General features: G+C 69.1%; 13 protein-coding genes and 4 pseudogenes. 11 read left to right on the top strand and 6 right to left on the bottom strand.

Annotated elements, in window-relative coordinates:
* Positions 1-43: 43 nt before the first annotated feature.
* The 3 genes and pseudogenes from DTL70_RS12360 (at position 44) to DTL70_RS12350 (ending at position 3,519) form a co-directional block, all read left to right on the top strand.
* On the top strand, positions 44-1,267 hold the full coding sequence (locus DTL70_RS12360; protein WP_342776488.1) for a lycopene cyclase family protein: 1,224 nt from the start codon (positions 44-46) through the stop codon (positions 1,265-1,267).
* A pseudogene (locus DTL70_RS12355) lies at positions 1,267-2,919 on the top strand (FAD-dependent oxidoreductase). The gene DTL70_RS12360 and the pseudogene DTL70_RS12355 overlap by 1 nt, the downstream one beginning before the upstream one ends.
* A 30-nt stretch (positions 2,920-2,949) precedes the next feature.
* Positions 2,950-3,519 carry a Dps family protein gene (locus tag DTL70_RS12350; protein WP_114021964.1) on the top strand — a complete coding sequence of 190 codons (570 nt, stop codon included), beginning with the start codon at positions 2,950-2,952 and terminating at the stop codon, positions 3,517-3,519.
* A 376-nt stretch (positions 3,520-3,895) separates the two neighbouring features.
* Here DTL70_RS12350 and DTL70_RS12345 read toward each other — a convergent pair.
* Both DTL70_RS12345 and DTL70_RS12340 read right to left on the bottom strand, forming a co-directional pair.
* Positions 3,896-4,518, bottom strand: a pseudogene (locus DTL70_RS12345) (GAF and ANTAR domain-containing protein).
* 191 nt (positions 4,519-4,709) lie between these two features.
* Positions 4,710-5,912, bottom strand: a complete 1,203-nt coding sequence (locus DTL70_RS12340) for a PP2C family protein-serine/threonine phosphatase (RefSeq protein ID WP_245979327.1) — start codon at positions 5,910-5,912, stop codon at positions 4,710-4,712.
* Between the two features lie 581 nt (positions 5,913-6,493).
* On the opposite strand from DTL70_RS12340, the gene DTL70_RS12335 reads away from it, so the two are divergent.
* From DTL70_RS12335 to DTL70_RS33510, 3 genes are all read left to right on the top strand, one after another.
* Entirely contained in the window at positions 6,494-7,741 is a 1,248-nt protein-coding gene (locus DTL70_RS12335; RefSeq protein ID WP_245979325.1) for a hypothetical protein, read from the top strand.
* 92 nt (positions 7,742-7,833) lie between these two features.
* Positions 7,834-9,054, top strand: a complete 1,221-nt coding sequence (locus tag DTL70_RS12330) for a phospholipase D-like domain-containing protein (protein WP_245979323.1) — start codon at positions 7,834-7,836, stop codon at positions 9,052-9,054.
* Positions 9,055-9,433: 379 nt separating this feature from the next.
* Positions 9,434-9,601 (top strand): hypothetical protein, encoded by a 168-nt coding sequence (locus DTL70_RS33510; RefSeq protein ID WP_181860897.1) that lies wholly within the window; start codon positions 9,434-9,436, stop codon positions 9,599-9,601.
* A gap of 44 nt (positions 9,602-9,645) precedes the next feature.
* On the opposite strand, the gene DTL70_RS12325 is transcribed toward DTL70_RS33510, so the two are convergent.
* Together DTL70_RS12325 and DTL70_RS12320 are read right to left on the bottom strand one after the other, a co-directional pair.
* Positions 9,646-10,047, bottom strand: a complete 402-nt coding sequence (locus DTL70_RS12325; protein WP_019359438.1) for an OsmC family protein — start codon at positions 10,045-10,047, stop codon at positions 9,646-9,648.
* A 201-nt stretch (positions 10,048-10,248) separates the two neighbouring features.
* A complete protein-coding gene (locus tag DTL70_RS12320) occupies positions 10,249-11,808 on the bottom strand; it encodes an FAD-dependent oxidoreductase (RefSeq protein ID WP_245979321.1) in 1,560 nt (519 codons plus the stop codon).
* 337 nt (positions 11,809-12,145) lie between these two features.
* Here DTL70_RS12320 and DTL70_RS33845 point away from each other — a divergent pair, with 337 nt between their 5' ends.
* Genes DTL70_RS33845 through DTL70_RS12310 form a run of 3 tightly spaced genes read left to right on the top strand, consistent with a single transcriptional unit; the run spans position 12,146 to position 14,600 of the window.
* Positions 12,146-12,649 carry a carotenoid biosynthesis protein gene (locus DTL70_RS33845; RefSeq protein ID WP_220183614.1) on the top strand — a complete coding sequence of 168 codons (504 nt, stop codon included), beginning with the start codon at positions 12,146-12,148 and terminating at the stop codon, positions 12,647-12,649.
* Positions 12,592-13,107, top strand: coding sequence for a carotenoid biosynthesis protein (locus DTL70_RS35115; RefSeq protein ID WP_425470355.1), 516 nt, complete (start codon positions 12,592-12,594; stop codon positions 13,105-13,107). The genes DTL70_RS33845 and DTL70_RS35115 overlap by 58 nt, the downstream gene beginning before the upstream one ends.
* Positions 13,107-14,600, top strand: a complete 1,494-nt coding sequence (locus DTL70_RS12310; protein ID WP_114021961.1) for a phytoene desaturase family protein — start codon at positions 13,107-13,109, stop codon at positions 14,598-14,600. Before DTL70_RS35115 ends, DTL70_RS12310 begins: the two co-directional genes overlap by 1 nt.
* Before the next feature lie 429 nt (positions 14,601-15,029).
* Here DTL70_RS12310 and DTL70_RS12305 read toward each other — a convergent pair whose 3' ends face one another.
* A complete protein-coding gene (locus DTL70_RS12305; RefSeq protein ID WP_245979320.1) occupies positions 15,030-15,812 on the bottom strand; it encodes an SDR family oxidoreductase in 783 nt (260 codons plus the stop codon).
* Positions 15,813-15,879: 67 nt separating this feature from the next.
* On the opposite strand from DTL70_RS12305, the gene DTL70_RS34235 reads away from it, so the two are divergent.
* Positions 15,880-16,194, top strand: coding sequence for a hypothetical protein (locus DTL70_RS34235; RefSeq protein WP_245979318.1), 315 nt, complete (start codon positions 15,880-15,882; stop codon positions 16,192-16,194).
* A 2-nt stretch (positions 16,195-16,196) separates the two neighbouring features.
* A pseudogene (locus DTL70_RS12295) lies at positions 16,197-16,502 on the top strand (hypothetical protein); the annotation flags it as partial.
* On the opposite strand, the pseudogene DTL70_RS12290 reads toward DTL70_RS12295, so the two are convergent.
* A pseudogene (locus tag DTL70_RS12290) lies at positions 16,501-16,621 on the bottom strand (IS5/IS1182 family transposase); the annotation flags it as partial. The pseudogenes DTL70_RS12295 and DTL70_RS12290 overlap by 2 nt on opposite strands.

Genomic DNA, 16,621 nt, shown 5'->3' with positions numbered 1-16,621 from the left:
GTCAAGTCACGGGACGACAGGAGAGGAGACGAAGGTGAGGCGTGTGGATGTCGTTGTGGTCGGCGCGGGCGCGGCAGGACTGTCCCTGGCCCGGCGCCTGGCCGCTCCGCCCGCCCCGAGCCGACGGGCGCTGGAGGTCGTTGTCATCGAACCTCCGCCAGGGACACTCACCAGTCCGCCACGTACCTGGTGTTTCTGGGAGAAGGGGCCTGGTGAGCTGGACGAGTTCGTCGCTCACTCCTGGCCTCGCCTGTGTGTCCGCAGCGCAGGTGGGCAGCCCATCACAGGTACCAGCTCGTACCGGTACAAGATGATCCGCTCACCGGACTTCCTTCCGGCCGTCCGCGCGGAGCTCGCCGCCTCCCCCCACGTGGAGCAGATGACGGCGACGGTCACCGGCGTCAGCGACGTCTCCCACGGCGCCCAGGTAACCGCCGTCACCCCCCAGGGCCGCGCCCTGAGCGTGCACGGCCGCTGGGTCTTCGACTCCCGCCCGCCCCGCCCTCTGCCTCCCGCTCGCACCACGCTCTTGCAGCACTTCCGCGGCTGGTTCATCGAGACCGACAGCGACCGGTTCGATCCCGGCCTGGCGGAACTGATGGACTTCCGCACCCCGCAACCGCCCCGCGGCCTGTCCTTCGCCTACCTCCTTCCGCTCACCCGGCGTCGGGCACTGGTCGAATACACCGAGTTCTCTCCCTGCACGCTGGACAGCAGGACCTACGACGCGGCCCTCGACCACTACACCCGCCACATCCGCCCACTGGGTCCGTTCACCGTCACCAAAACCGAGCAGGGCGTCATTCCGATGACTGATGCTGCCTTCGTCCGCCGGCAAGGCCGCTCCCTCTTCCGCATCGGGACAGCCTCGGGAGCCACTCGACCCGCGACCGGCTACACCTTCGCCACCATCCAGGCGCAGACCAGCGCGGTCGCCGAGGCATGCCGCGCTGGGCGCCGCCCCGTGCCGCCGAGGCCGCACAGCCGCCGCCACCTGATGATGGACGCCGTCTGGCTGCGCGCGCTGGCCCAAGGACGCATCGACGGACCCGCCTTCTTCACCCGTATGTTCACCCGCAACCCGCTCGACCGCGTGCTGTCGTTCCTGCACGGCACCTCAAGCCCGCTCCAGGACATCGTCCTCGGCTCCCACTGCCCGATTGCTCCCATGAGCCGGACCCTGGCCGAACTGCCCTTCGTGCCCCGTCAGCCCGCACACGGCAGCGACCCCGCCCACACTCCTCACCGCACAGAAACCCGGTCGTGATGCGCGCTTTCAGCAGCTCCCCGCACCGTCTGGCGCGTGACCGCCAAGCCGCCTACCGGCCCGCGCCGCCAGGAGCCGCACGCATGGACGGGCAGGCCCGCTGCGCTGTCGTCGGCGGCGGCATCGCCGGTCTCGCGGCGGCCACCGCCCTTGTCGAACGGGGCATGCGAGTCGACCTCTTCGAGCAGCAGCCCTACCTCGGCGGCCGGGTCGCCGGCTGGCCCACCCAACTGGCCGACGGCACCACTCAGACCATGAGCCGCGGCTTCCACGCGTTCTTCCGCCAGTACTACAACCTGCGCAATCTGCTGCGCCGCGTCGACCCCCACCTGGCGATGCTGACGCCACTCGACGACTATCCCCTTCAGCACGCCGCCGGCGCACGCGACAGCTTCGCCGGCATCCCCCGCACCCCGCCCTGGAACGCGCTCGGCTTCACCACCGCCAGCGACACCTTCACCACCGCCGATCTGGCCCACATGCACCCCCGTGCCGCCCTGCACCTGCTGGACGTGCACCCCCCAGGCATCTACCGCCAGCTCGACCACCTCAGCGCCGACCAGTTCCTCACCGCCATCAACTTTCCCGCCCGCGCCCGTCACCTGGCCTTCGAAGTCTTCTCCCGCAGCTTTTTCGCCGCTCCCGAGAACCTGTCGGCCGCCGAACTGGCACTGATGTTCCACATCTACTTCCTCGGCTCCGCAGAGGGCCTGCTCTTCGACACCGCGGCCGACCCCTTTCCCACCGCCCTGTGAGATCCGCTGGCCGACCACCTGGCCCGACACGGCGCGCACGTGCACACAGCCACGAGCGCACTCGGTCTGACACCGCACCACGCGGGCGGCTTCACCCTCACCACCGCCCCCGCTCACGGGCCCGGCAGCACCCACGAGCGCACCTACGACGCCGTCGTCCTCGCCCTCGACACCGCCGGCCTCAAAGCCCTGCTCGACGCATCCCCGCATGTGGGCGACCCGAGCTGGCGCGCCCGCATCGCCGGCCTGCAGCAGGCCCCGCCCTTCCTCGTCTCCCGCTACTGGCTCGACAGCCCCGTCCACCCCGCACGACCCGGCTTTCTGGGCACCGCAGGTTACGGACCGCTGGACAACATCAGCGTCCTGGACCGCTTCGAGGGCCAAGCCGTCCGGTGGGCCGCCCGTACTGGCGGCAGCGTCGTCGAACTCCACGCCTACGCCACCGACCCGCACACCGACCGCAGCGCCTTGCAACAACGCCTCCGAGCCGAGCTGGCTCGCCTCTACCCCGAGACGGCCACCGCCAACGTCCTCGATCAGCGCCACGAATGGCGCAACGACTGCCCTCTGTTCGCCCCCGGCAGCTACCCGGACCGCCCCACCATCACCACCGCCCACCCCCGGCTCGTCCTCGCCGGCGACCTCGTCCGCACCGACGCACCCGTCGCCCTGATGGAACGCGCCGCCACCAGCGGCTTCCAAGCCGCCAACGCCCTGCTCGGTACCTGGCACGTACGCGGCCACCCCCTGCTGACCGTGCCCGCACAAGGCCGCACCGCCTGTCTGCGCCTGTTCGCCCGCGCTCTCAGCCCCGCCCTGACATCCCACCCCGACCGCAGCCGTCCCGCTAGAACAGGAACCGACCGGCACGCAAGCCCGACGCCCGCGCAGACCTGAAGCGCAGGCTCCACCCACCGGAGGTACCCCATGGCTGACACCCCCCGCTACACCGTTCCCGGCCTGTCCACCCAGTCCGGACAGCAGATCCTCGACCTGCTCCGCAGGCGCCTGCACGCCCTCAACGAGCTGCACCTCACTCTCAAGCACATCCACTGGAACGTGGTCGGCCCCCACTTCATCGCCGTCCACGAGATGCTTGACCCCCAGGTCGACAAGGTCCGCGACATGACCGACCAGACCGCCGAACGCATCGCCACCCTCGGCGGCTCCCCCTGCGGCACGCCCGGCGCCCTGGTCGCCGAACGCACCTGGAGCGACTACGCCGTCGGCAGAGCGGACTCCATCGCCCACCTCGGCGCCCTCGACCTCGTCTACACCGGCGTCATCGAAGACCACCGAAAAGCCATGGCCGCCACCGACGACCTCGACCTGGTCACCCAGGACATGCTCATCGAACACCTCCGCGACCTGGAGCTGTTCCAATGGTTCGTCCGAGCCCATCTGGAGAGCGCCAGCGGCAACCTGAGCACCACCAGTGCCAACACCGAAACCCAGGCAGCAGCCCAGGCCGACCAGCAAGCCCGGCAACAGCCCTGACACGCGCCAAGCCCCGGCCCCGAATCCTCCCCGCCAGGCCCGAGGTACCGGGTCCCGGGCCCGGTGGATGCGAGGTTGGCCGGGGCGGCGTCGTCCGGGTCGTATCTCCAGATCGATGCTGGACCGAGGCCCGCGCCAGGCGTCCCTGTCCTGAGCGGTGTTCATGCCCCACCTGGCGGGGGCGTGGGCTACCGTCCATCTGGGCGGCCGGTTCCTCGGGGGCGGGTGGTCGGCGGAACAGCGCACGAAGCCGGCCATCTCGGGCACGGTGTCGCTGACCTTGGAACCGAGGCCCTGCTGGTCGTTATGAGACCCCCGGTGTGACCTACACGGAGGCGGTCGCCGACCTGGCGCACAACACCGTGCGTGCTCCGCGCTATGGGCGGCGCTGGACGTCGGTGGTGGTCGGGGGCCGGCCTCCGATGTCGGTGATCAGGTCGGCGCGCAGGTCGCGGAGTTTGCGGTTGTGCTGTTGAGAGGTCTCACGCAGGAGGGCGAAGGCGTCGTCGGCGGGGCACTTGCGCTGGCCTGGGCGGTCAGGACGCGCAGGGGGCCGAGGTCGGTGTGGGTGAAGGCGCCGGCGGCGGAGGCGTAGAGATTGAGGGCGCCGGTGGTGTGGGTGCGGGCGGCGATGGGCAGCGACAGTGAGGAGCGGGCACCGCAGGCCACGGCATAGAAGGGGTAGGAACCCCAGCGCTTCTCATCGAGCATGTCGTCCACCCGGATCTCGGTGCCCTCGCGGAGGGCCTGCAGGCAGGGGCCGGTATCGAGTCCGTACTGCTTCTCGTCCAGGGCGCTGGCGCTGTCTCCCACGCTGACGACCGTCAGCGGGCGGTGCTCTCGCTGCAGGGTGATGCCGCAGCCGTCCGAAGCCGACGCGTGGTGGGCTGCTTGGCCGGCGAGGGCATGGAGAAAGTCGTAGAAGGTGTCGGTCTCCAGCACCAGATGTGTCAGGTCGAGGTCCGGGACCACATCGTGGCCGAGGTCCTGATCGCTCATGGCAGGCTCCCCTCTCCCGAGCCGCACGGGCGGCCCGCGATCGGCTCCGTTTTCGCGTCGGGGCGGCCAGTCCCTGTCCGTGGCGTGGACGGCGAGGGGCAGGCGAGTACCCCCGTGCAGGCGCCGATGATAGTGGCGTTCTCACCCCGCGCGAGGGGGCCGGCGTGAGGCGAGTGGCTGCGTTGCGGCGGTCACCCGCGGGTGGGGTGCCACTCGATCAAGAGGATGGTGGCGTCATCGCTGAGGTGGCCTTGTTGGTGGGTGAGGATGTCGTTGACCAGGCGGCGGAGGGCTTCGGGGGCGGGTTCGCCCGCGGCGATGGCGCGGATGATGAAGTCGGTGAAGCGTTCCTCACCGAAGCGCTCACCCGAGGGGCTGCGGGCGTCGGGGACTCCGTCGCTGAAGAGGAGGATGCGGTCGCCGGGCTCCAGTTGCAGGTCATCGACGCGCCAGGTGTGGTGCGTGTCCGCGCTGCCCATGCCCAGCGGCAGCTGAGACGGGCGCTCCAGCGCCTGCGGGACGACGTTTTGGTCGCGCAGCAGCAGCGGAGTCGGGTGGCCACAGTTGATCCAGGTCAGCATGCCGCTGGCTAGCTGGAGGTGTGCGAAGACGGCGGTCACCTGGCGTTCGGGGAACCAGCGCTCCAGCTCCCCGTCGGCATTGGCCACGATGTCCCGCAGCTCGCCGCCGTCGCTGCGGCGTACCTGGCGGCAGCCGGCCATGGCGACGGTGGAAGTCAGGCCGGAAAGCAGGTCGTGGCCCATGGCATCCAGGATCGTGGCGTGCAGGTCGCCGTCGATCAGGGAGTGGTCGAAGGCGTCGCCGCCCAGGTCGTAGGCCGGCTCCAGCACAGCGCTGGAGGTGACCTGGTCGGTGCCCATCGTGCGCGGCGGCAGGTAAGCCCACACCATCTCCGCGGATAGCCGCATCTTCGCGCTGCGCTGGAGGCGGGAGAAGGTGTCGCTGTAATGCGTCTTGCTGACCACGGCCAGCGACATGAGGGAGGCCAGAACACGGCAGATACGCAGCGTAGGCTTGTCAAGACTCTGGGCACGGACGCCGAGGACGCCGATACGCTCGACACCGTCAAGCAGGGGCAGCCACAGTTGCAGCCCGCTGCCGCGGTTCTCGTGAGTCTCCGCCCGCCCGGTGCGGTAGGCCCGCCCGGCGTCGCTCCGCTCTACGCTGAGGCGATGGGAGGGCCGCTGCGCCCCCTCGGGCATGGACACCAGAGTGTCCTGGCGGACATCCGCCAGGTAGACGGTGATTTCCTCCAGCCCCAGGTCGGAGGCGTGCTGGTTGAACAGCCCCGGCAGCCGGTCCGGCGCCACCTTGTGCATCTCCTCCGTCAGGAGGGCCAGCGTCCCCTGCCCCTCCTCCGCACGCCTTTGCACATCACCACCGCCCTGCAGATACCGACCATGTCCGGCGGACCAGCCACTCCGACGAGAAACTCAGGCGTTGCTCTCCCAGGGTAGCCGGAGGAGCCGTGTCAAGCCCGCCAACAGTACGTGGGCTTACGACCGTGAGTAGCGCTCTTGCGAGGGACTGCCAGCGGCCTTCGGTCGCCCGCAGCACCGGCCACTTTGCGGCAGTGGGTGCGCCCCGCCAGAGCGCCCGGGACGCTCTGGCGCACTTCCCGACCGGCTCTTTTCCGAAACGGTCAAGCACGGCTCGCGTACCCGTCCGCAACCGTGCAAACCTCCCGACCAGCGCAGACGCATGCCGAGAGCGGAGATACGTACCCCTCTGGTTCATGTGTGCGCGCGCCTTACCAGCGAAAAAGAGTTGCGGAAACCCGTTTCGGCTGTGAAAGCCTCCCGGGCTTGGGCGGCGCGTGTCCGGGTACCGCAGGAGATGGGCTTCTCGGCACGCACTTCGCCGCAAGCAGAACAACGTACGGAGAAAAGAAGCCGCCGACCTGGACACTTACTTCCGTGACCGGGCAATAGGGCGGTGCGAATGGGAGATGTTTTTGAGCACGCAGGAAGACCCGGCAGAAGCGGGCAACGGTCGCGGAGACGATGCAAAAGCCGTTCTCGGACTGGTCGCTGACCCTGGTCTGTCGGCTGAGCTCGTGGATGCGATCGGGCAGGAGCTGCCTGCTCTCCTCGCGGAGCGGGAGGATGGCCCGGAGCGCTGGCGGGTGGAGACCTCGTCGCAGCTGCTGCCTTTGGACGAGGAAGGCGCGTTGCCGCTACTCGACATCGGGCGTCGTCAGCGCGAGGAGCAAGGCTGGGACGTCACTGTCCTGCTGACTGAGCTGCCGCGCCGTGCTGGTCGGCAGCCGATTGTCGCCGACTGTCATCCTGAGGCCGGGGTGGGGCTGGTGTCGTTGCCCGCGTTGGGGGCGTTTCGGGTGCGTCGCCGGGCGCGCGACACGATCGCGTATCTGGTGGCCGCGCATCTCGGGAACGCGGGCGGTGCTCGATCCGCGGCCGAGGAGTCAGGTGGGGAGCGGAAGTCTCCTGGGCCCGCGCTGGGGTTCTCCTACGAGATCATCAGCGATCGGGAAGAGAGGCGCGCCGACATCGAGGAGGACGGCAGCGAGGATTCCGACGTTCAGCTCGGTACCCAGGGGGAATCCCTGCATCTTGTGCTGACGGGGGCGCGCGGGAAGCTGCGGCTGTTGACCGGGATGGTGAGGGCGAACCGTCCATGGCGTCTGGTCCCGAGCCTCTCGCCGGCGTTGGCGGGCGCTGCTGCCGGTGCCGCGTTCGGCGTGTTCTACTCCAACATCTGGCAGTTGGCAGATGCCTTCAGCACCGCGCGCCTGATCCTGGTCAACGCGGCCGCGGTGCTCGCGATGATCGTCTGGCTGATCTTCGACAACGGCCTGTGGGAGAGCCCGAGAAACCGTCGCCTGCGGTCCGAATCGGCGTTGTACAACTCGGTGACGACGCTGACCGTGTCTTTCGGTGTCTTCTGTATGTACCTGTTGCTGTACGCCGTCACGCTGCTTGCCGCGTTCGTAGCCATCCCGACCGGCTACCTCGCCACCACGCTCCGGCACGGCGCCGGCATTCCCGACCTCGCGACCATCGCGTGGCTGTCCGCGTCCATGGGAACGATCGCAGGTGCTCTGGGATCCGGTCTCGCGGGTGAGGACGCCGTGCGCCGGGCCGCCTACAGCGAACGAGAGCTTGAGCGTCAGGCGCAGCGCGACAAGGAAGAGCAGCGCACCGGCCGCGAGGCGACACGCGCTGAAGAGCACGAGAGCTGAGCTCCGGCCACCGTCGTCCGGTGTCCGAGGGGCATCACTGCTGTGACGAGGGGTTTTTCCATCCCGTCGTCGCGATCCGTATGGTCCCCCTCATGAGTGTTGTGGAGCAGGCCGACAGTCCCGCCGATGACGACAAGAATTCTGCGGCTGTGCCGGTCGGTAAACGGAAGCAGGAGATACGCAGACGTCTGGAACGACTGATCGGCATCGCCGCCACAGAAGGCAACGAGCTGCGCGTGTTGCGTAACGGCGATGAGATCTTCCCCGCGATGCTCGGGGCGATCCGAGCGGCCGAGCACACGGTCGACATGATGACGTTCGTCTACTGGCGCGGTGACATCGCCCGTGACTTCGCAGCCGCGCTCTCGGAACGCGCCCGGGAAGGCGTACGCGTACGGCTGTTGCTGGACGGGTTCGGCAGCAGCCCGATCCAGCAGGACCTGCTCGATGAGATGTCCTCGGCCGGCGTGCATGTGGTGTGGTTCCGCAAGCCGCTGTGGGTCTCTCCTCTCAAGCAGAACCACCGCTGCCACCGCAAGGCTCTCGTGGTCGACGAGCGCACCGCCTTCACCGGAGGGGTGGGCATCGCCGAGGAATGGTGCGGGGACGCCCGCCATCCGGGTGAATGGCGGGACACTCACATCCAGGTTCGCGGCCCCGCGGTCGACGGCATCACGGCCGCGTTCGCACAGAACTGGGCGGAGTGCCACCAGGAGCTTTTCGACGAGAAAGACCGGTTCATTGAACACGACACGACCGGTCGGTCCGTGGTCCAGGTGGTCCGCGGTTCGGCCAGTTTCGGCTGGCAGGACATGCAGACCCTGCTGCGCGTGCTGCTGGAGTCGGCGCAGGAGCGGGTCCGGGTCTCGACCGCGTACTTCACCCCGGACGACTTCTTCGTCCAGTTGCTCTGCCGCACAGCTCGCCGGGGAGTCACGATCGACATCCTCATCCCCGGCCCGCACACGGACAAACGCGTCTCACAGCTGGGCGGCCGCCGCTCCTACGAGGACCTCCTGGATGCCGGGGTCCGGATCGCCGAGTACCAGCCGACGATGCTGCACGCCAAAATCGTGACCATCGACGGCATCGTTTCCCTGGTCGGCTCCACCAACTTCAACCGTCGCTCACTCGAACACGACGAAGAGGTCATGCTCGCTGTCGTGGACGAGGAGCTCACCGCCACGCTGGACAAGCACTTCGCCGAGGACTGGGAGGGAGGCGACCTCATCACGCCCGGACGCTGGAAGCGCAGGCCCGTGCAGCAGCGCCTCGGGGAAGCAGCTGTACGTCCCATCCGCCGCTTCCTTTGATCACCCACGGAGAGCATCGGGACGTTTCGGGCGAGGCGCCTGATACACCGCCGCGACCCCGGAGAAGTTCACGGGGCTCGCGGGGTGCGCAGACGGGAGCCTGCTCGGTGATGCGTGGTCCAGGCCCTGGATGGACATCACCCACCAGATGACGATGGTGCGACACTGCCGCAGATTGTCCGTGGCCCTGACTGAGCCCCGAGTCAACAAGCCGTGCCGTGTCGGGGAGGCGGCCCGTGCCTCCTCCGGAGCGAGCGGCCCCCGGGGACGATGGTCATCCGAGCCGCCGGTCGGAGGTCGTTGAAGTCCCGTTCGAGCCGGCAGCCTTCTGGCACGCGACCGCGCACGACCGGGTACAGCACAATCCCTCGGCGAACGTATGGCTGGCGACCAGCCGGATCAGTTCCTCGACGGTCCGCTCAATGTCTGGGCTGTCGGCTGCCCAGTAGCGCTCCATAAGGCCGTCCAGGCGCTCGTGGTCTCTGCGCTGCCCGGCAAGGACGCTGTCAAGGTCACTCAGCTCCTCGAAGCTCTGTTCCGCGAGTGAGCGCGTCCGAGACGCTGGATGACAAGACGGCACCGTCGTGGGCTTCAGAGTCCGTCGATGTGGACGCCGGAAGCCATGGGGCACGCGCGTGCGGCTTCGGCGATCAGGTTCTGGTACTCGCCGGCTTCCAGGTCCGGCAGGTCGATGCGCATGCTGGCCTGGAAGGCGTATCGCAGCGGGCCGCTGTGTTCGAGTGAGACGTCGGCGGTCACGCTGCTGTTCTCCACGGACAGGCCGCGGACACTCGCTGCCAGGGCCAAGGACTGTTGCATGCAGGAAGCCAGGGCAGCGGCGTGCAACTGCTCCGGGCTCCATCCCTCCCAGGCGTTGGCCCCGCCCAACGCAGTGGGAAGGGCGACCGGCAGCGTTTCCCCGGTTCCCTCGACCTTCACCTGGCCGGCTCGGGCTCGGGCCGTCGTTGTGTAGATGCTGCGTTCCTGTGTCATGTTGCCTCCGGTCGGGTGTGGTGGGCCGCGCACGTGCGGCGCGTGATGGGTTCCAGCGGCTCGGGTAGGTGCGCGGCACGTGCGGAGATCGATCAGGTCGGCCCTTTGCGGCATCGCACGCTCAGGCACACGGTCGGCGTTCGCAGTCTCGGCACGCCGGTCGCCTGCGGTTGCTACTCGCGCCTTGCCGATGGAGGGATGTCACGGGGCACGGACGCTGGTGCGGGCGGCCGCGGCACGCAGGATCCGTGCACGGCCGCCCGTGGGCACGCTCCAGATGTCGTGCCCGGGCAGCTTCCACCGGGCAAGGAGCGCGTTGGCTGCCTGGAAGCCACTTGTGGCGGCTCGCTCCATCAAGGCGACGGGGAGGTCGACTCGGACGAGGTCACCTGCGCACATCACGCGCGGATCGGGGGTGGCAACGGTCGGCCGCCGGTCGAACTGGCCGACCGGGAAGAGCGGGCAGTCGGCCCGGACTTCGGTACGTTCGTCGACCACGCGCGCGGAGGCAGTCTCCGGATAGATGCGTCGCAGCTCTTCGAGCAGTCGTTCCCGCGTACGTGCTGCATCCTGGCTGCCGGGGAGCGCGTACGCGTGCAGTTCCACGACGGCGCCGTTGCGGCGCTCTGCCCAGGCCTGTGCCTCCTGCTCGTAGCGGTTGAGGACACTGATGTTGTCCAGGGGGCCGCAGTCGGCTGTGCCCAGGAAGGCGGGGCGGGTGGAATCCAGTGGCCGGTCCAGCCACAGGCGGGTGACCTGGAAGGGCGGGGCGGTGCGGAGCTGGTCGATCCGGCGGCGCCAGGTGCCGGTTCCCAGATTCGGCGAGGAAGCGACGAGCTTCTTCAGGCCGTCGGTGTCCATCGCCAAGACGACGCCGTCGAACCGCTGGCCTCGAAGGCCGCCTTGCGGGCCACTGTCCTCCGTCTCGACCGTGAGCTCGTGCGTGGTGTCCGCCACGAGGCGCTTGACGGGCGTGCGGGTATGGATGGAGACGTGGTGGGCGCGCAGGTAGTCACCCAATGGCTCCCACAGGGCTTGGGGGAAGGGCCGCGTCGGGACGTCGAAGAGGAGTCCCTCGCTCGATCCCAGGAAGTAGAGGTGGAACATGACGGCCAGTTCGGCAGCGGAGAGCTGGGACGGGTCGGCGAAGAAGCTGCGGGAGAAGACTTCGAAGGCCAGATGGTGGGCGCGCTCGGGGAAACGCATGGAGCGCAGGTAGGTGCGGGCGTCGAGGTGATCGAGTCGTCGGTAGGTCTCGGGGACACCGACGTTGAAGAGTGACAGCGCGGTCTGTCGGTCGATCGCTTTGAGGTCTGCCATGGAGAAGGTAGGGCTGCGCAGGATGAACGCTGCCACGTTCCATGGCGGGGTTCTGGGCAGGCCGGCGAAGCTGTCATGGTGGCCGGCGCTGTGCCAGAGGGGGTAGTCGGGTACGGGGGAGAGGGACTCAAGCTGTGGGTCGACACGGCGCAGCAGGGCCCGAAGGTTGTAGTACTGGCGGAAGAAGGCGTGGAAGCCGCGCGACATGGTCACCTGGCTTCCGTCCCTCAGTGTGCTCGGCCAGCCTGCCAGCCGCCCTCCCAGTGATGCTTGGCCTTCGAAGAGGTCGACGCGTACGCCGCGTTCAGCCAGGGCGGTGGCGGCGGTGATGCCGGCGATGCCTCCACCGATGACCGCGACGTTGCGCGGTTTCCTGGGTGCGTGCGGATCGCCCGGCGTGGCCGTGTGCCGTACGGCGCGCCTGTCACGGCCGGGCCTCACCTCGCGTGGGCGGGGAGTTACAAACGCCGGAGTAAACACTTCACTCTCCCGAGCAGACGCCCAGTGGGGTAATCGAGCCTCCCAGCCGCGCCGAGGGGGATCGCCGCGACACGCCCGCCTGCTGCGCCGAACGGGTGCTGAGTGAGCAGCGGTACATGACGCATGGACGTCTGAGCGTGCTGCGTTGGGCGCCCAGTGGCACTGCGGGGGCGGAAAATGGGCCTGCAGCTCCCGGGCGCTTGACGTGTGCCTTTCTAAGCTCATGCCCATGCTGCAGTCGGTTCAGCCCCCGGCACCTGCGCCTGCGCGTGGGCGGCATCGTCGGCTCACGGCTACGGTGTGTGGCCTGGCCGGCATCGCCATCGTGTGCCAGATCCTCTACCCGCTCGCGACGCCTTCCCAGCGCAACAGTCTGACCATCGTGACGGTGCTGTTCTTCTGCAGTGCTTCGCTGCTGGACGCTTCCCGGTGCCACGGTCGCCGGGGCGCGCTCACAGTGTTGCTGGTGGCCGCAGGAGGCGGCCTGGCTGTGGAGATCGTGGGGTTGCGCAGCGGCTTCCCCTTCGGCTCCTACGAGTACAGCGACACGCTGGGTCCCTCGCTGGCCGGTGTCCCGCTCGTCGTGCCGCTGGCGTGGGCCATGATGGCCTGGCCCGCACTCGTCGTCGCACGCGGCCTGACCGTCCGCAACCGCGACCGCACCCCGCGGCGGCACAACCGGCTGCGCACGACTCTGGTGGGGGATGGGCGCTGGCGTCCTGGGATGTGTTTCTGGACCCGCAGATGGTCGATGCTGGCCACTGGCGGTGGCACGACCCGCACCCCGCGCTACCCGGTGTAGCCGGGATTCCTCTGTCGAACTTCGCCGGCTGGCTGGCTGTGGCCACCCTCATGATGGCCGCGCTCGACACCGCGGTCGGGCGCACCGCCGGGGCCCCTCGCGCTGAGGTGCGCTTCGACGGCGCGTGCAGCGGCCCAGCGGTCACGCTGTATCTGTGGACTTACGCCTCCTGCGTGCTGGCCGCCGCCGTCTTCTTCGGCCGGCCCTCGGTGGCCCTCGTCGGAGGACTGCTGATGGGCGTCACCGCTGTACCCATGGCCTCGGTGGCTTGGCGCAGCAGGTCAGTCCTGACAGTCGTTTCAGGCCGTGTGGGCTTGGCAGCGCGCTGCCGCGGCAGCGCGCGACGCCATCGGTGGCGACGTCCTCGCGCAGCGAGAAGCGCGCCCACGCCGCCGCTTCGTCAGCCGACCGGCACGACAACGTCTCGTCAGGCACCGGAGCGAGGAAGGGGCGGCTGATGGCTCGCATTGTCGTGGTGGGTGCGGGCATGGGCGGACTGGCCGCAGCCGCACGACTCGCCGTCGGCGGACATCGCGTCACCGTCTGCGAGCGGACCCAAGTAAGCGGCGGGAAACTCGGTGTGCATCGCCGGGAAGGGTTCGTCTTCGACACAGGCCCGTCTTTGCTCACCATGCCCGACGTCTACCGCCAGCTGTTCACCGACACGGGTGCGCCTCTTGAGTACTACTGCGACCTGTCGCGAGTCGACCCGGCGTGCTGGTACCGCTTCGCCGACGGCACCCAACTCTCCATGCCGGGCAATTCGCGAGAGGTGCCGGCCGCCTTGGACCAGGCGCTCGGCGACGGGGCCGGTCAGCAGTGGAGCAGCCTCCACGAGACCACCGCACGGCTGTGGCACATCGTCAACGACACAGTCATGCAACGCCCTCTGCAGGGGCCCCGCGACCTTCTGCGCCACGCGACACGCCTACGCGACCTGGCGGCCATCGCGCCGTGGCGAACCCTGCGCGGCATGGGCAGCAGACACCTGCACGATTGGCGGTTGCGCACCTGGCTGGACCGTTATGCCACCTACACGGGCTCCGATCCGCGACGGACCCCCGCGGTCATGGCGGTCGCCGCCCACATCGAGCAGCACTACGGCGCCTGGTATGTGAAGGGCGGACTGCACCGCCTGGCCCAGGCGCTGCACGAACGGTGCCTGGAGCGCGGTGTCCGCTTCCACCACGGCTGCGAGGTTGTCGAGGTCACCACTGCGGGCACTCGCGTCGACGGCGTACGGCTCAGGGACGGCAGCGCACTGGCGGCGGACGTGGTGATCTCCAACGCCGACGCCGCACACCTCTACGGCCGCCTCACCGCTGATCCGCGTTCTCGGGGGGCGCACACCGCGCTGCGCCGCGCGGTCCCGTCGTTTTCCGGGTTCGCCCTCCTGATGGCCCTGCGGGGACGCGAGCGCGGTACGCCGCATCATCGGGTCTTCTTCCCCCGCGACTACGACGCGGAGTTCGACGCGCTCTTCGGCAGCCATGCCCGGCCCGTCACCGACCCAGCCATCTACATCAGCGCCCCCGACGATCCGGCCCTGCGCCCGGACAACGCGCACGAAGCCTGGTTCGTTCTGGTCAACGCCCCACGCCACTCCCCAAGCGAGGCAGCGGGGACGGTGGACTGGGAGACCACCGGCTTGCGGCACAGCTATGCGGAACACGTGCTGGACGTGCTGGCAGACCGGGGACTCGACGTGCGTGACCGCCTGCTGTGGTACGAGACCCGCACACCCGCTGACCTGGAACGGCACCACAGCGCACCCGGGGGCGCCATCTACGGCACCTCCAGCAACGGCCCTCGTGCTGCCTTCCTGCGGCCGGCCAACCGGTCGCCGGTCCCTGGCCTCTTCCTCGTCGGCGGCTCCAGCCACCCGGGCGGCGGGTTGCCCCTCGTGGCGCTGTCCGCCTCCATCACCGCGTCCCTGATCGGAGCGTGCTGATCCCCGCCGCGCGCCAGGCCCCGAGGCGAGGCACTGCTCAGTAGCCCTCCCAGGGGCTATTGGCCGCCCGCACAGCAATCCGGCAAACCCGCGCGATGCACGACCACCGCGGTACGGGCCGTGAGAAGTGCACTGTCTATCCGCACTGCGGCGGAGACAGCCCGGCCCGGGCGAGGCAGGAGCGGCTCCTGCCTCGCCCGGGCCGGACGGCACGCACCGGGCGCCGAACACACGTCCCCTCGGCAGCTGCGGCACCAGCCGGGCGGTGCAGGCGTTGCGCGGTACGTTTTTGGACAGTGGTCTCTGCGCTCCGGGCCGCGATGGCGGCCCTGGTTCGCGCTTCGTTGCCCTGACCGGCCGCCGGTCACCGGCACCCGGCGACGTCCGCCTCCTCGGCGTCCATCCCGAGGATCTCCGCCGTTCCACGTATCAGCGCTCCCTCAGCGCCAGCCGTTGGCAAGCGCGAGCTTTCAGAGACCGGGCATGAGCGGACGCGAGACGGCGCACGAGAGCCCAGGCGGCGAGAGCCCCGATGGCGGCGACCGGCACACGATGGTGTGAGGCCCACAACTGCATGGAGAAGCGCCGGGTGTAGCTCACGCAGTGGCCTTTGACGCCCCGGTCTTGATCATCGTCTGCGGCGGCCCACAAGTTCGAGGGGAGGGCGGGGTGCGGCTTCGAGGAGCTTGCGAGCCAGTAGCCCGCCGCGACGAGGACGCGGTCCACGACGGCAGGCGCCGCCTTGGTCGCCAGTATGGTCGCAAGGCTCTGGCCACCCACCCAGTACTCGCGGCGGCGCGGATGGTCCGCGGCATGGAGGATACCGCGCGCCGCGACGTCGGGATGGTAAGCAGGAGGCACGGGCCTGGGCTGCCTGCCGGCTTCGGCGGGCAGCCAGTCGTAAAGCGGCGTATTGACTGAAGGCAGTTGCACCATCGTCACGGCGACCTTGCTGCCCGTCGGCAGCAGCTCGCAGCGCAGCGACTCATGGAAGCCCAGGATGGCGTGCTTGGCAGCGCAGTAGGCCGCCTGCAGGGGAATGCCGCGGTAGGCCAAGGCCGAGCCGACCTGCACGATCGTTCCGGCATCGCGGGGCAGCATCTTCCGCAGTGCACATTGTGTCCCGAAGACGTAACCCAGGTAGGTGACCTCAGTGACGCGCCGGAAGCTGTCCGCGCCCACCAGCGAGACCGGGGCGAAGATTGCCGGCATTGTTGACCCACACATCGATCGGCCCCCAGGTGTCCTCCACCATATCGGCAGCCTGGTCCAGTGCCTGGTGATCGGTGACGGTGCTTCCGGCGCCTGCCACGCACGCCTTGCCGAGCTGCTCGCCGACATGATCCCCGGCGCCTGCGTCATCCGTGTCTCCCAGCGTGAACCGGACCGTTGCTGGCCCAGCCCCTTCGCTCGCGCCTACGACGAGCGGGGACGGCTGCTGATCCTGAACCGCGCCCAGCGGCTGACCGCTGCCCGCTGGGTTATCCGGGCCAGCCCGGAGCTGGACTGGGACGAGCCGCACGACCTCGACCTCGTTTCGGGCACGCTGCGGCCCGCGGCCGTGGGATACGCCGCTGTCGACGGGGGGTGCTGAGCATGGCCCGGATTCGCACGCTCAAGCCCGAGGCGTTCGCCTCGGAGTCGCTCGCCGAGGTGAGCATCCACGCCGAGCGGACGTTCTTCGGCCTGCTGACCCAGTGCGACGATCACGGTCGCTTCCGAGACCAGCCCGCCGTTATCGCCGGACTATTGTGGTCGTTGCGCCCCGAGCACGGCCCGGTCGGTGTCGAGGACGATCTGACCCAGCTCGCGACGGCGGGGCTGATCTGCCGCTACGAGGTCGACGGCAAGCGGTACCTGCACGTCGTTACCTTCCTGCGGCACCAGAGGATCAACCGGCCTAAGCCGTGTCTGACAAAGGGTCTTGGGTGGGTTCGCGGAGCCAGAGGATGAGTGCGGCGAGGTGGACTCCGGCCTTGTAGCGGGCGGCGAGTTTGTCGAAGCGTGTGGCGATCGCGCGG

Origin of the sequence: Streptomyces diacarni (assembly GCF_003323715.1) — a bacterium.
In the GTDB taxonomy this organism is placed as follows: domain Bacteria; phylum Actinomycetota; class Actinomycetes; order Streptomycetales; family Streptomycetaceae; genus Streptomyces; species Streptomyces diacarni.
Note: the sequence above shows the minus strand (reverse complement) of the source record. Positions and strands in the feature narration are given on the sequence as shown.